The organism is Streptomyces sp. 184 (genome assembly GCF_045781775.1).
GTDB lineage: Bacteria > Actinomycetota > Actinomycetes > Streptomycetales > Streptomycetaceae > Streptomyces.
Window position 1 is genome coordinate 4,880,942 of the sequence record NZ_CP123230.1, and the last position, 14,228, is coordinate 4,895,169.

Genomic DNA, 14,228 nt, shown 5'->3' on the forward strand with positions numbered 1-14,228 from the left:
CGTTTATCAACATCTGTTGAGTTAGCTCGGGATTCTAGATCGACGCCGCTCCCCGACGCCACTGCCCCCACCCCTGACGCAGCAGACGCCCGCGAGGTTGACTCGGCGCGCTAACTCCCGGCGGCCGGGAGGGGGCCGAAGAGGTACCCGTCGATGGTGCCGCCCACGATCTCGGCCAGCTCCGGCCGCGGCAACTCGGCGAGCGGGCCGAAGCGGACCACGTAGCGCACGAGTGCCGTGCCCACGAGGTGGGAGCCGGCGAGGCCCGCGCGCAGCTCCGCGCGGTCCTTGACCGCGCGGGCGGCGACCCGGGCGACCAGTTCGCGGGTGATGAAGTCGCGCAGGATGGCGGCGGCCGGCTGGTACGAGGCGGCGGAGAGGAGGATCGCCTGAAAGGGCCACCGGGTCTCGGCGTCGTCCCACAGATCGAAGTAGTACGCGGCGAGCCGCCGGCCGAGCCCGTCGGAGGTGTCGCCGACGATCCGCCCGAGCACGTCGTCGGGGCGCATCACGTCGGCGATGGCGGCCAGGTACAGCCCTTCCTTGCTGCCGAAGAACTGGACGAGAAGGGACGGGTCCACGCCGGCCTCGCGCGCGACGGCGCGCAGGCTACAGGACCCGTAGCCGCGGGCGAACATGCGCTTGGCGGCGCGGATGATGTCCGCCCTGGTGTCGGGACGGCCGGGGCGGGGCCCGAGTGGCCGCACCCGAGGGCCCAGCGTTCTCTTCCCGGTCACGGTGGTCGCTCACGCTCCAACGCAGGTGTGCATTTTGCTCGTTGCGTCAAGTCTTCGGTGAACGACCGGCCGGGACAAGAGGGACGGGCCAAAGCGCCGGTCGAGAGGGCACGCCGGGGCGGGCGCCCCGGGGCACGCAAGGTGTCCGACCAGACGCCCGCGACGGTTCGGCGCGGGGCGGGGGCGCGGCGGGCGGACGGCCGCCGGGCAACTACCCGGATTATCGGCTCATGCCCTAGTGAACGCGCATCACACGGATGGAACGGCGTATCACGGGCGCGCAGTTGCACCTTGGCATGGACACGGGTTTCAGGGGGCAGGGTGTGGTTACCACTCGGTAAAACCTCACCCCCAGGGGGTTCCATGAGAACTACCCGGCCCTTGCGGCTGCTGCTGGGCTTTCTCGTCGCCACCACAGTGGCGCTGCTCGGCAGCGTGCCCGCGCACGCCGCCGAGAGCGCCGCAGGCCAGAGCGCCTACGCCGAGAACTACGTGGCGCTCGGCGACTCCTACGCCTCGGGCGTGGGCGCCGGTTCGTACGACTCGGGAAGCGGCGACTGCAAACGCAGCAACAACGCGTACCCCGTGCTGTGGAAGAACGCGCACGCCCCGGCGTCCTTCGCCTTCACCGCGTGTTCCGGCGCCCGGACCGGCGATGTCATCAACAACCAGCTCGGCCCCCTCAACTCCGCCACCTCGCTGGTCTCCATCAGCATCGGAGGCAACGACGCGGGCTTCGCGGACGCCATGACCACCTGCGTGCTCCAGGGCGAGTCGGCCTGTATCAACCGCATCAACCAGGCGCGCGCCTACATCGAAGGCACCCTGCCCGGGCGGCTGGACGCCGCTTACGACGCGATCACCGCCCGCGCCCCCAACGCGCAGGTCGTCGTGCTCGGTTACCCGCGGATGTACAAGCTGGACGGCGGCTGCGTCTTCGGCATCAGCGAGCGCTCCCGGGCCGCCATCAACGGCGCCTCGGACCTGCTGAGCGAGGTCACCGCCAAGCGCGCGGCCGACCACGGCTTCTCCTACGGCGACGTCCGGCCGGCGTTCTCCGGCCACGAGATCTGCTCGAACAGCGAGTGGCTGCACAGCGTCACCTTCCCCATCGGTGACTCCTACCACCCCAAAGCGGCGGGTCAGTCCGGCGGCTACTACCCCGTGTTCAACGCCCTGGGCTGAGCGCCCCGGGAACCGCGGACAGCACCTCGCGGGCGGCCGCCACCGCGGCCGCCCGCTCCGCCGCCACCAGCCCCAGCCGGGTGCGCCGGTCCAGCAGGTCCGCCTCGTCGAGGGCCCCCTCGTGCCGTACGGCCCAGACGAGTTCGGCGCCGGTGACCGGATACCCGGGCACGACCGGCGCGGCGAGCGTCGGCTCGGCGGCGGCCAGCGCCTGCACGGCGGGCGCCTCCGTCCCGTAGCGCTGCACCAGGCGGCGCGGCACGTCCAGCCGCGCCAGCTCCGCCGGCGGCGCGGCGCCGACGAGCGGCAGCCGGGCGGTACGGCACGGGCCCGCGGTCAGGCCGGCGCCGGCCAGGGCAGCGTCGACGGCGTCCTCGGCCATCCGCCGGTACGTCGTCAGCTTGCCGCCGACGACGGTGACCACCCCGTCCGGCGAGGTCAGGATCGCGTGCCGGCGGGAGAGGTCGGCGGTGCTGCCGTCGCTCTCCAGCAGCGGGCGCAGCCCGGCGAACGCGCCGACGACGTCCGACCGGCGCACCGGCACGTCGAGCGCGGAGTCCAGGACGTCCAGCAGGAAGCCGACGTCCGTCTCCGGCGCCGCCGGCTCGTCCGGCACGTCGCCGTCGACCGGCTCGTCGGTCAGCCCCACGTACACCCGGCCGTCGTCCTGCGGCAGCACCAGCGCGAACCGGCCGGTCTCCCCCGGGATCGGGATGTGCACCCCCGCGCCGCCGGGCTGGCGCCCCATGCCCAGCGCCTCGGCGCGCAGCACCAGGTGCGTGCCGCGCGAGGGGCGCAGCCGCACGCCGGGCACCAGCGAACCGGCCCACACCCCGGTCGCGTTGACCACCGCGCGGGCGCGGATACGCAGCCGCTCCCCCGTCGTCCCGTCCCGGACCACCGCGCCGGAGCCGGTCAGCTCCACCGCCCGGGCCCGGGTCAGCACCCGGGCGCCGTACCCGGCGGCGGTCCGCGCCACGGCCGTCACCAGCCGGGCGTCGTCGGTCAGTTGCCCGTCCCAGGAGAGCAGCCCGCCGCGCAGCCCGTAGCGCCGCAGCCCGGGCACGAGCTGCCCGGTCTCCACCGCGGAGAGCCGGCGCGGCGGGGGCAGCGCCGCGCGGGAGGTGCGCGCGGAGACGCGCAGCAGGTCGCCGGAGCGCAGCCCGGCCCAGGCGACGGCGGCCTGGACGCGGCTGGTCAGCGGGGTGAGCGGGATCACGAACGGCTGGGCGTGCACCAGGTGCGGCGCGATGCGCTCCAGCAGCGCGCCGCGCTCGACCGCGCACTCGCGGGCGATGCCGACCTGGCCCGAGGCCAGATAGCGCAGCCCGCCGTGGATGAGCTTGCTGCTCCAGCGCGACGTGCCGAACGCCAGGTCGTGCGCGTCGATCGCGGCGACGGACAGCCCGCGCGCGGCGGCGTCCAGCGCGACCCCGGCGCCGGTGGCGCCGAGCCCGACGACCAGCAGGTCGACGCGCTCGCCGGCGGCCAGCACGGCCAGTTCGCGGGCGCGGCGGCGGGCGTTGAGGGAGAAGTCCGGGGCGGCCTCGGCGCCCGGGCCGGCTGCGTTGCGCTCGGTCATGGCGCGAGCATCCTCTCCAGCACGCCGCGCAGCTCGCGCTCGAACGCGGCGGTGCCGAGGTCGGGGTCGTCCTCGTCGGTCATGGTGCGCACCGAGAAGGTGAAGGACTGCACGACGAGCAGCGCGGCCCTGGCCTGCCGCACCGCGTGCCCCTCGCGTACGGAGCCGTCGGCGTGGCCCTTGCGTACGTCGTCGGCGATCAGGTCGAGCAGGAGGTCCTGGCTGGCGCCGCGGCGGTCGAGCATGTACGGCAGCAGCAGCTCGGGGTCGACGTCGAGGATCTTGCGGAACAGCGGGTGCGCGCGCAGCGCCCGCGAGCCCTCGGTGAGTCCCGCGACCAGCACGTCGCGCGCGTGCGCCGCGCCGTCGGCGGCGGGGATCGCGCCGCGCGCGACGTCGATCCACTCGCGCGTCATGAGATCGCCCACCAGCGACTGCACGTCGGGCCAGCGGCGGTACAGCGTCATCCGCGACACGCCGGCGCGGCGGGCCACGTCCGTCAGCGTGGTGCGGCGCACGCCCACGGCCAGGACGCAGTCGCGCAGTGCGTCGAGCGCGAGGTCGTCCAGCGAGGGCTTGTGACGTTTCGACTTCACCTGTCACAGTGTAACGACGATGGCGGCGGAGGAAAGCCCTCCGGCCCGGGTGCCGCGCCCGTACGGGAGGATCGCGTTGGACATGCTGTGGAACGGGTGGGGCGACCCCGAACAGGCGGCGCCGCTCCCCGACGGCGTCCGCGACCTGCTGCGCGACCTGTTGGGGGTGCGGCCGGCGGACACCCCGCCGGCGGCGCTCGCGGATCTCGACGTGCCGGCGTCGCGGCTCGGCGCGGACGTGCTCGACGCGCTCGCGCGGGCGGCGGGCGGCGCGGCGCACGTTCGCACCGACGCGGCGGCCCGGGTGCGGCACACCCGCGGCAAGTCCACGCCCGACCTGCTGCGCATCCGCGCCGGCGAGGTCGCCGACGCGCCGGACGCGGTGGTACTGCCGGGCGGGCACGACGAGGTGCTGGCGGTGCTGCGGGTGTGCGCCGAGCGGCGGGTGGCGGTGGTGCCCTTCGGCGGCGGCACGTCGGTGACCGGCGGGCTCGCCCCGTACGCGAACGGGAGCGGCTTCTCGGGCGTGGTGGCCCTCGACCTGCGCCGGCTGGACCGGCTCGCGACGCTCGACGAGGTAGCGCGCACCGCCGTCCTCGACGCCGGGCTGCGTGCGCCGGAGGCCGAACGGCTGCTCGGCGAGCGGGGCTTCACCCTCGGCCACTTCCCGCAGTCCTTCGAGTGGGCGACCATCGGCGGCTTCGCCGCCACCCGCGGCAGCGGCCAGGCGTCCGCGGGCTACGGGCGGTTCGACGAGATGGTGGTGGGCCTGACCGTGGCCACGCCGGAGGGCACGCTGCGGCTCGGCCGGGCGCCGCGGTCGGCGGCCGGGCCCGACCTGCGGCAGTTGGTGCTGGGCTCGGAGGGCGCGTTCGGCGTGATCACCTCGGTGACCGTACGGGTCCGGCCGCTGCCGCAGGTGCGGGCGTACGAGGGCTGGCGGTTCGGCTCCTTCGAGGCGGGTGCGGCGGCGCTGCGCGCGCTGGCGCAGGACGGGCCGCTGCCGACGGTGCTGCGGCTGTCGGACGAGACCGAGACGATGGTGGGCCTGGCCCGCCCGGAGGACATCGGGGCGGCGGGTGAGGCGGCGCAGGCGCCGCAGCCGGGCGGCTGCCTGGTCGTCACCGGGTACGAGGGCGCGGCGGGCGAGGCGGCGGACCGCCGGGCCGCGGCGCGCGTCGCCCTGCGGGCGGCGGGCGGGGAGCCGCTCGGCGCGGAGCCGGGCGAGGCGTGGGCGCAGGGCCGCTACCGGGCCCCGTACCTGCGCGACGCGCTGCTGGACGCCGGCGCCTTCGCGGAGACGCTGGAGACGGCGGGCTTCTGGCCGGCGCTGCCGCGGCTGTACGAGGCGGTGCGCACGGCGCTGACCCGGACGCTGACCGCGGCGGGGACGCCGCCGCTGGTGATGTGCCACGTCTCGCACGTGTACGAGACGGGCGCGTCGCTGTACTTCACGGTGGTCGGCGCCCGCGGCGACGACCCGCTGGGCGCCTGGGAGCGCGCCAAGCGGGCGGCGAGCGACGCGATCCTGGAGTGCGGCGGCACGATCAGCCACCACCACGGCGTGGGCACGGACCACCGCCCGTGGTACGCCCGGGAGATCGGCCCCCTGGGCGTGGCGGCGCTCCGCGCGGTCAAGTCGGCCCTCGACCCGGCCGGGATCCTCAACCCGGGCGTGCTGCTGCCGCGGGCGGACGAGTGAGCCGTACGCACGACCGGCACCGGCCCTCCGGGCGCGGCGCCCGCCTCCCGCGATCCGCGCCCGGCCCGACGAGGCCGTACGCACCACCGAACCGGAGCCCGTCATGCGTCGCTTCACCGCCATCGTCAATCCCACCGCCGGCCGCGCCGCCGGGGCCGCGGCGCTGATCCCGCTGGCCCGGGCGCTGCGCGGGGCCGGGGCGCAGGTCGAGGCGGAGTACAGCCGCGGCTTCGGGCACGCCGCCGAACTCGCCGGGCGCGCCGCCGCGTCGGGGCGTACCGTGCTCGCGGTCGGCGGCGACGGGATGGCCGGCACCGTGGCCGGCGCGCTCGCCGGTACCGGCGCGGTGTGCGGTCTGGTGCCCGGCGCGGTCGGGGCGGGCGCCGTCGCACGGGCGCTGGGGCTGCCGCGGGCGGTGGACGAGCTGGCGGAGCTGCTGCTCGGCGGCGAGCCGCGGCCGGTGGACGTGCTGCGGGTGGAGGGCGCGGAGCGGCCCCCGGCGGTGGCGCTAGGCGCGGTGTGGATCGGTGCGGGCGCGGCCCGCACGGCGCCCGGTCGCGCGCTGGCGGCGCGGCGCTCCGCGCTCTTCCGTATCACCGTGGACGGCACGCCGTACGAGACGCGCGGCCACACCGTCCTCCTCGCCAACGCCCCCTGCCCCGGCGCCCCGGCGGCCGAATCCGCCCCGGAGGTCCGGATCGACGACGGGGCGCTGGACGTCGCGGTGCTCGGCGGCGCCCCGGGGCGGCGGTCGCGGATTCGCGGCGAGGCGCTGCGCGGGCGCGAGGTGCGCGTCGAGGCGGACCGGCCGCTGGCGTACGCGACCGACGGCATCCCCGCGCCCGCCCTGCCGCTGACGGTGCGGATCCTCCCCGCGGCGCTCCACCTGCTGCGCTGACCGCCCGCGGGCACCGAGGTCGCGGACGCGGCCGGGCCCCCGGCACCGTCGCGGTGCCGGGGACCCGGGTCGTACGCCTTGCGGTGGTGCGTCGGTGCGTGGACCGCTTCGGTTACGGAATCGTGGCCCCGTACTCGTCGAGGGCCGCGACCACCGGCTCGAAGAACGTCTCGCCGCCGTTGGTGCAGTCGCCGCTGCCGCCCGAGGTCAGGCCGAGCGCGTCGCTGCCCGCGAAGAGCGAGCCGCCGCTGTCGCCGGGCTCGGCGCAGACGTCGGTCTGGATCAGGCCGTCGACCGTGCCCTCGGGGTACGTGACCGACACGTCGAGCGCGATCACGGTGCCGTCGTGGAGCTGGGTGGTGCTGCCGCTGCGCTGCACGGTCTCGCCGACCGTGGCCTCACGCGCACCGGTGATCTCCTGGGTGCTGCCGTCGTAGAGGTCGACCTCGCTCGGGTGCTCGGTGTCGGCCACGTACTTGACCAGCGCCCGGTCGTTGCCCGGGAAAGTCGCGCCCTCGGCCTCGCCGATGACGGGCCCGCCCGAGGACTCTGACCAGGAGCTGCCGCCCAGTTCGACGCAGTGACCGGCGGTCAGGAAGTACGGCTCCCCGCCCTTGGTCACGTTGAAGCCGAGCGAGCAGCGGGAGCCGCCGGTGTAGATGGCGTCGCCGCCGGCGATGTAGGGCTGGAACGCGCCTTCGCTGCGCTTGAGCACGGCCTTGCCGTCCTGCGCCGCGACCTCCTTCTTCAGCTCCGCGAGTGCGGCGCCCTTGACCGTGCTGTCGGCGGTGACGACGACCTGGTTGGTGACCGGGTCGAGCGCGCGCGACGTGCCGGCGGTGGCGCCCTGGGTGAGGTCCGCCTTCGCGGCCTTCAGCTCCTTCGTGGTGTGGTCGACGGTACGTGCGCGGGCGCCCGCCGCCTCGGCCCGGTCGGCTGCCTCGTCGTTCACGACGTTGACGACGAGTTCCTTCGCCTGGGCGTCGTAGTACGCCCCGGCCGCCCCGCCCCTGAGGTCCTGGACGAGGGTGCCGGCGAGTTCGCTCGCGGCGGCCGACGAGAGGGTGTCCGCCGCGGGCTCACCCGTGCTGGCGTTGGCGGTGGCGAGCGTCAGACTGCCCGCGATCAGCGCGGCGGCGCCGACGCCGGCGACGGCGTACCGGCTCCTGGATATGGCTCGATACTTCAACGTGCTGCCTCCTATGGGGGGTTGGATCCACCCGCGAGGGGTGGATTCTGGAGGATTTAGTTGGACATGCGCATGCCAAGCAGCGAACAGATTTATCACTGCCAGACAACTCGCCGAGTATGACTAACCCGTGAGTAGCACACAAGGCCACGCTCCTTGTGCGCCGGATCACTTGAGGTCGGCGGGACGGAACGCGTCCGTGTGCTCGGCCCCGCGGGCCCCCAGCGGGCGGGGCGGAAGCCCCTTTTGACGGCCCCGCGAGGAGGCCGGAGTTGCCCGGCGGAAACCTGCACCGCCCGGCTCGGCGCACGGCGTGCGGGCCCGTCCCGCGCGCCCCTGCGGCACCCCGGGCCCCGGCGGCGACGGCCGCGGGGGGCGCCCGCGGGGCGCGCCCCAGCCCGCACCGGGCGGCACGCCCCCTCGCCCGCGCCGGGCGCGGTAACTAGCCTCGTGGTCATGAGAAAGCTGGTGGCAGGGGTGGACGGTTCGGACGCGAGCCTCGCGGCGCTCGACTGGGCGGTGGACGAGGCGGTCCGGCACGGCGCGGACGTGCGGATCGTGTACGCCCCGCTGTGGGAGCCGTACGAGCGCACGTGGCCGGAGTTCACCGCCGACCGGCCGCGCGGCCGGAGCGTGGCGGAGCACATACTCGCGACCGCGGGCGAACGGGCCCGCGAGCGCGGCCGCGGCGTGGCCGTGGAGGCGGAGCTGCTGTCCGGCGACCCGGTGCCGGCGCTGCTGCGCGAGGCGGACAAGGGCACGGTGCTGGTCGTCGGCGACCGGGGGCGCGGCGGGCACGACGCGCTGCCGCTGGGCTCGGTGGCGCTCACGGTGGCGGCACGGGCGGCCTGCCCGGCGGTGGTGGTACGGGGCGAGGAGGCGGCGCTGCGCGGCGAGTTCGGCCGGGTCGTGCTCGGCACCGGGAACGACGGGGCGGAGCCGGCGGCGGTGGACTTCGCGTTCCGGGAGGCGCAGAAGCGCGGCTGCGCGGTGACGGCGGTGCACTCCTGGCGCTCGCCGGAGCGGGGCGTGGCGACGCACGCGCACACCCTGGGCGGGGCGCCGGACCCGCGGATGCGGGAGGCGGAGTGGGCGCTGGGCCGCGCGGTGCGCGCGGCGGTGGAGCGCTTTCCGGACGTACCGCTGGAGCGGCAGTCGCCGGAGGGCCTGGCGCGCGACACGCTGCTGACGGCGGCGGCCGGGGCCGACCTGGTGGTCCTCGGCGCCCGCCGCACCCCGCTCGTGGACGAGCGGGCCGGCGCGGGGGCGACGGGCATACAACTGGGCCCGGCCAGCCACGGGGTGCTGCACCTCGCGCCCTGCCCGGTGGCGGTGGTCCGCGAGGGCTAGCGCCGGACGGGCCCGCCGCGGGGAGCGGCGGCCCGCGGTGGCGTACGGGGCCCGGTGTCAGCGCCCCTTCGTAGGGTGGCCGCATGGGGATCACCACCGCGCAGCGCCGGGCCCGGCTCGCGCACCGGCAGTTGCTCGTCTCCTCCGCCCGCGTCACGCGGCCCGAGGAGGTGGCGGAGGCGCTCGCCGGGCTGCACGCGACCGACTCGCCGACCGTGGCGCTGTCGGCCCGCGCCCGGCTGCGCGAGCCGTCGCTCGCCGCGCTGGACCGCGCGCTGTACGAGGAGTGCTCGCTCCAGCGGATGCACGCCATGCGCCGCACGCTGTGGGTGGTGCCCACGGACCTCGTGCCCGTCTTCCGCTTCTCCGTCGCCGAGACCGTCGCCGCGCGCGAGCGCACGCTGCTGGCCAAGCAGCTCGCCACCGCCGGACCGGAGTACGACGAGGCGTGGCTGGCCGCCGCGCAGGACCGGGCGGTGGCCGCGCTCGCGGACCTGGGCGAGGCGAGCGCCGCCGAGGTCACGGCGGCGGTGCCGGAGCTGGCGGTGACGTACACGCTGCATCCGGGGAAGTCGTACGAGTCGCATCCCCGGGCCGGCAGCGGGGTCATGCGGGTGCTGGCCATGGAGGGCCGCATCCGGCGCACCCGGCCGCTGGGCGGCTGGACGTCGGGGCAGTTCCGCTTCGCGGTGGCGCCGCCGGTGCCGCCGATGGATCCGGCGCGGGCGCGCGCCGATCTGGTGCGGCGCTGGCTGGCGGCGTTCGGGCCGGGGACGCTCGCGGACGTCAAGTGGTGGACCGGGCTGCCGCTGGGCCAGGTCCGGGCCGCGCTCGCCGAGATCGCGGCGCAGGAGGTGGCGCTCGGCGGGACCACCGGGTACGTCCTGCCGGGCGATCTGGACGAGGCCACGGATCCCGGCCCGTGGGCGGCGCTGCTGCCCGGCCTCGACCCGGCCACGATGGGCTGGCGGGACCGCGACTGGTACACGGACCCGGCCCACCGGACGCTGCTCTTCGACAGCGCCGGCAACGCCGGGCCCACCGTCTGATGGCGCGGCGAGATCGTCGGCGCCTGGGCGCAGCGCCGCGACGGCGCCGTGGTGCACCGGCTGCTCGCCGACCGCGGCGCGGAAGCCCGCAGGGCGGTGGCACAGGAGGCGGAGCGGCTGGAGGACTGGCTCGCGGCGCACGGTCTGGTGGTCAGCTTTCCGGCGCCGATGACCAGGGAGCTGACAGGCTGAACGCGGCTTCCCGCACCCTTTTCACCTGGTTATTTGCAGGTAAAGAGACGGCAATGTCCGCTTTACCCTTCAGCGCCCCATTTCGCGTGTGACCTCTCCCACATGGGCTGCGTCACATACGAAGCAGCGTCGTACAGCACCCGCGGCACGGGGGCGCCCGGCGCCTCAGCGGAGGGGCAGTCCCGGCGGCTTGTCGCACTACGTGCGGTAGTAACTGGGCTGCGTGCATTCCGGGTTTATGTCCGTTAAAAATCACCGGGTCGCCCGGTATCGCCGATTCCGGCGACCGTCCCCACGTATGGCAACCGGAAAGAGACCCGCTCACATGTCTGCTCCCGCCCTTCAGCGCCCCGCCCTCCCCGCCCGCCGACGACTGCTGGCCGCGGGCGGCTGGGCCGCCGCGGCCGTAGCCCTCACCGTCGCGGTCGCGCCGCAGGCCGCGGCCGAACCCCGGTCCGCCTCGCCCGCCGCGCCGGTCGCCGCGCCCGCCACGGTCGGCACGACCCTGGACGAGTGGATCAACGAGGCGCTCGTCGTCATGGAGCTGAACGGCATCCCCGGCACGTACGAGGGGATCCACCGCAACATCCTGCGCGAGTCCGGCGGCGACCCGGCCGCGATCAACAACTGGGACTCCAACGCCGCGGCCGGCATCCCCTCGCAGGGCCTGCTCCAGGTGATCCCGCCCACCTTCGCCGCGTACCACGTGGCCGGCACCTCGACGATCATCACCGACCCGGTCGCCAACATCGTCGCCGCGTGCAACTACGCCGCCGACCGCTACGGCTCGATCGACAACGTCTTCGGCGCCTACTGAGCCCGCCGCGCCCCGTCCCCGGCGCGGCCCGCCGCGTGCCCGCGTGATCCCCGGGACCCCGTCGTCCGGCACTCTCTCTCCCCCCGCCGGACGACGGGGTCCCGGCCTGCCTGGCGCCCGTCACACCGACCGCCGGAATTCACCCTTCCGGTAATCCGCCCTGCCTGCACCCCGCTCCCGCCCCAGGTCAAGCGGTCCGCCGCGGCCGGTGCCGGGCCGTCGCACGGCGGCAGGCACCCCCGCGGATGGCTTAGCGTTGGCCCGTGGACAACCGGGAGCCGATGCAGGTGATGCGCTGCTGGACGGTGGCGGCCGCCGTGGCCGCCGTCGTCTCCGGCGCCGTCGGCGCCTGGGCGTACGCCGGGGCGGGCGCCTCCACCGCCGACATCCTGCGCGACCTCGCCGTCGGCTGGGCCTACGCGGGCGCGGGGCTCGCCGCCTGGTGGCGGCGCCCGGCGAACGCGACGGGGCCGCTGATGACCGCCGTGGGCGTCACCTGGTTCCTCGGCAACCTCCAGGGCACCGACGTGCCGGCGCTCTTCGCCGTCGGCGCCTGGTGGGAGGGCCTGAACGTGGCCGTCCTCGCCCACCTCGTCCTGGCCTACCCCGACGGCCGCACCGACTCCCTCGCCGCCCGCCGCATAGTCCTCCTCGCATACGGGCTGGTGACCACCGGCGGCCTGCTGCGCACCCTGGCCTTCGACCCCGCGGCCCACCCGGAGGGCTCGTACCTCACCTGCCGCGACTGCGGCCCCAACCCGCTCTTCGCGCCCGCCCTCGGCGACTTCTTCCCCGCCTTCGACGCGGGCTACCGCGCCCTGGGCTGGGCCGTCTCCCTGGCCGTCGTGGTGGCGGTCGTACGGCGCTGGCGGCGCGCCTCCGTCGCCCGCCGCCGCGCGCTGCTGCCCGCCTGGCTCGCCGTCCTGGTCGCCACGTCCTTCCTGCTGTGGGACGTGCTCGTGGTGCTCGTGCCCGCGGGCGAGCCGGTCGAGGGCGCCGTCGGGGCGTTCTCCGACGTGGCCCAGACCGCCGTGCCGCTCGCCTTCCTCGCCGGGCTGCTGCGCATGCGGCTCCAGCGCGCGGAGGTCGGCGGCCTGGTGATGGAGGTCGGCGGCGACCCCGACCCGGGGCGGCTGCGCGAGGCGCTGGTGCCCGTGCTCGGCGACCCGGGGCTGCGGCTGGGCGTGTGGCGGCCCGAGGCGGGCGCGTACGTGGACGCCGCGGGCGAGCCGGTCGAGGAGGCGGCGGCGGGCAGCACCCGCATCGACGCGGCCGGCGGCGCCCCGCTGGCGCTGCTGCGCCACGACCCGGCGGTGGCCGAGGACGAGGAGCTGCTGCGCTCCGTCGTCGCCGCGCTGCGGCTCGCGCTGGAGAACGTCTGGCTCCAGGCCGAGGCGCGGGCGGCGGGCGCCCGCGTCGTCCAGGCGGCGGACAGCGAGCGGCGGCGGCTGGAGCGGGACCTGCACGACGGGGCGCAGGCGCGGCTGGTGTTCGCGCTGATGACGCTGCGCCGGGTGGAGAAGGGCCTGGCGGACCACCCGGACGCGGAGCTGCGCCGGTCGGTGGGCGAGGTGGAGCGGAGCCTCAAGCTGGCCGTCGAGGAGCTGCGCGGTCTCGCGCACGGCCTCCACCCGGCGGTGCTGACCCGCGAGGGCCTGGCGTCCGCGCTGCGGGAGCTGGCCGGGCGGGCGGAGCTGCCGGTGGTGGTGGCCGCGGAGGACCGGCGCTTCGCGCCGCACGTCGAGGCCACCGCGTACTTCACGGTCAGCGAGGCGCTGGCGAACTCCGCCAAGCACGCCCGCGCCCGGGCCGTCAGCGTCAGCGCGCGCCACCGCGACGGCCGGCTGGTCGTCGAGGCCGTGGACGACGGCGTCGGCGGGGCCCGGCACGACCACCTCGGCGGCGGGCTGCGCGGGCTGGCCGACCGGGTCTCGGCGGTGGGCGGGGTGCTCACGGTGCACAGCCCGCCGGGCGAGGGCACGCGGGTGGTCGCGGAGCTGCCGTGCGAGTGATCGTCGCCGAGGACTCCGCCATCCTGCGCCAGGGCATCGTCCGGCTGCTGGACGACGCGGGCGTCGCGGTCCCCGCGCAGTGCGGCGACGCCGGCCCGCTGCTCGCCCTGGTCGAGCGGCACCGCCCGGACGCCGTACTGCTCGATATCCGGATGCCGCCGACCCACACCGACGAGGGGCTGCGGGCCGCCTCCGCGATCCGCGCCCGGCATCCGGGCACGGGGGTGCTGCTGCTGTCGCAGTACGTCGAGACCGGCACGGTCGTCCAGGCGCTGGCCGAGGATCCGCGGGGCTTCGGCTATCTGCTGAAGGAGCGGGTCGCCGACGCGGACGAGCTGGCCGGCGCGCTGCGCCGGGTGGCCGCGGGTGAGAACGTCGTGGACCCGCGGGTGGTCACGCACCTCATGCGCTCGGGGCGCGCGGCGGAGCCGCTGGCCGGGCTGACGGCGCGGGAGCGGGACGTACTGGCGCTGATGGCGGAGGGACGGTCCAACGAGGCCATCGCGCGCGACCTGGTGATCGGAGGCAAGACCGTCGAGACGCACGTGCGGAACATCTTCGCCAAGCTCGGCCTGGAGTCGGATCTCTCGGGGCACCGGCGGGTGCTGGCGGTGCTCACGTACCTGCGCGGCTGAACGGTGTCCGGCGACCGCATCCGGGCGGCCGTACGCGCGCCGCCGAGCGCCTCCGGCGGGGCAGGCCGCACCCCCGCGGCGGCAGCCCGCACCGGCGGCGCAGCCGTCCGGCCCGCTCGCGCCGAGGCGCCCGCGCCGGAACCCGCGGTACCGGCCGCCACTCCGCGGCGCTCCCCCACGCGCGCCCCCGTCGTCCCCCGCGCATTCCGCGCGCCCGCCGCGGAGCGGAGCCGGTGTCGACCACCGTAGCCACGCGGCACGCACCGCACCTCAGGGCTGACCCT

General features: G+C 76.2%; 11 protein-coding genes and 1 pseudogene. 8 read left to right on the forward strand and 4 right to left on the reverse strand.

Features of this window, described 5'->3' with window-relative positions:
* Positions 1–110: 110 nt before the first annotated feature.
* Complete coding sequence (locus tag QBL21_RS20455; RefSeq protein ID WP_407563680.1) at positions 111–737, reverse strand: TetR family transcriptional regulator; 627 nt, start codon at positions 735–737, stop codon at positions 111–113.
* Between the two features lie 363 nt (positions 738–1,100).
* Here QBL21_RS20455 and QBL21_RS20460 point away from each other — a divergent pair, with 363 nt between their 5' ends.
* The gene (locus QBL21_RS20460) at positions 1,101–1,922 is read left to right on the forward strand and encodes an SGNH/GDSL hydrolase family protein (protein ID WP_407563681.1); all 822 of its coding nucleotides are present in this window, start codon (positions 1,101–1,103) and stop codon (positions 1,920–1,922) included.
* Here QBL21_RS20460 and QBL21_RS20465 read toward each other — a convergent pair.
* Positions 1,906–3,504 (reverse strand): glycerol-3-phosphate dehydrogenase/oxidase, encoded by a 1,599-nt coding sequence (locus QBL21_RS20465; protein ID WP_407563682.1) that lies wholly within the window; start codon positions 3,502–3,504, stop codon positions 1,906–1,908. The two genes, QBL21_RS20460 and QBL21_RS20465, sit on opposite strands and share 17 nt — an antisense overlap.
* Entirely contained in the window at positions 3,501–4,100 is a 600-nt protein-coding gene (locus QBL21_RS20470; protein ID WP_407563683.1) for a TetR/AcrR family transcriptional regulator, read from the reverse strand. The genes QBL21_RS20465 and QBL21_RS20470 overlap by 4 nt, the downstream gene beginning before the upstream one ends.
* Before the next feature lie 82 nt (positions 4,101–4,182).
* Here QBL21_RS20470 and QBL21_RS20475 point away from each other — a divergent pair, with 82 nt between their 5' ends.
* Both QBL21_RS20475 and QBL21_RS20480 read left to right on the forward strand, forming a co-directional pair.
* Positions 4,183–5,802, forward strand: a complete 1,620-nt coding sequence (locus QBL21_RS20475) for an FAD-binding oxidoreductase (protein ID WP_407563684.1) — start codon at positions 4,183–4,185, stop codon at positions 5,800–5,802.
* 103 nt (positions 5,803–5,905) lie between these two features.
* Entirely contained in the window at positions 5,906–6,700 is a 795-nt protein-coding gene (locus QBL21_RS20480; protein ID WP_407563685.1) for a diacylglycerol/lipid kinase family protein, read from the forward strand.
* 112 nt (positions 6,701–6,812) lie between these two features.
* Here QBL21_RS20480 and QBL21_RS20485 read toward each other — a convergent pair whose 3' ends face one another.
* Entirely contained in the window at positions 6,813–7,889 is a 1,077-nt protein-coding gene (locus tag QBL21_RS20485; protein ID WP_407563686.1) for a S1 family peptidase, read from the reverse strand.
* 456 nt (positions 7,890–8,345) lie between these two features.
* Here QBL21_RS20485 and QBL21_RS20490 point away from each other — a divergent pair, with 456 nt between their 5' ends.
* The 5 genes and pseudogenes from QBL21_RS20490 to QBL21_RS20510 all read left to right on the forward strand — a co-directional run bounded on the left by QBL21_RS20490 (position 8,346) and on the right by QBL21_RS20510 (position 13,944).
* The gene (locus QBL21_RS20490) at positions 8,346–9,239 is read left to right on the forward strand and encodes a universal stress protein (protein WP_407563687.1); all 894 of its coding nucleotides are present in this window, start codon (positions 8,346–8,348) and stop codon (positions 9,237–9,239) included.
* An 83-nt stretch (positions 9,240–9,322) separates the two neighbouring features.
* Positions 9,323–10,480 (forward strand): annotated as a pseudogene (locus QBL21_RS20495) (winged helix DNA-binding domain-containing protein).
* Positions 10,481–10,805: 325 nt separating this feature from the next.
* On the forward strand, positions 10,806–11,297 hold the full coding sequence (locus tag QBL21_RS20500) for a transglycosylase SLT domain-containing protein (RefSeq protein ID WP_407563688.1): 492 nt from the start codon (positions 10,806–10,808) through the stop codon (positions 11,295–11,297).
* Between the two features lie 263 nt (positions 11,298–11,560).
* Positions 11,561–13,309 (forward strand): sensor histidine kinase, encoded by a 1,749-nt coding sequence (locus QBL21_RS20505; protein ID WP_407563689.1) that lies wholly within the window; start codon positions 11,561–11,563, stop codon positions 13,307–13,309.
* Complete coding sequence (locus QBL21_RS20510; protein ID WP_407566489.1) at positions 13,306–13,944, forward strand: LuxR C-terminal-related transcriptional regulator; 639 nt, start codon at positions 13,306–13,308, stop codon at positions 13,942–13,944. The genes QBL21_RS20505 and QBL21_RS20510 overlap by 4 nt, the downstream gene beginning before the upstream one ends.
* Positions 13,945–14,228: the final 284 nt, after the last annotated feature.

Coding starts and splice junctions, on each gene's coding strand:
- QBL21_RS20460 (WP_407563681.1), top strand. CDS start 1,101: ATGAGAACTACCCGGCCCTTGCGGCTGCTGCTGGGCTTTCTCGTCGCC.
- QBL21_RS20465 (WP_407563682.1), bottom strand. CDS start 3,504: ATGACCGAGCGCAACGCAGCCGGCCCGGGCGCCGAGGCCGCCCCGGAC.
- QBL21_RS20475 (WP_407563684.1), top strand. CDS start 4,183: ATGCTGTGGAACGGGTGGGGCGACCCCGAACAGGCGGCGCCGCTCCCC.
- QBL21_RS20480 (WP_407563685.1), top strand. CDS start 5,906: ATGCGTCGCTTCACCGCCATCGTCAATCCCACCGCCGGCCGCGCCGCC.
- QBL21_RS20490 (WP_407563687.1), top strand. CDS start 8,346: ATGAGAAAGCTGGTGGCAGGGGTGGACGGTTCGGACGCGAGCCTCGCG.
- QBL21_RS20500 (WP_407563688.1), top strand. CDS start 10,806: ATGTCTGCTCCCGCCCTTCAGCGCCCCGCCCTCCCCGCCCGCCGACGA.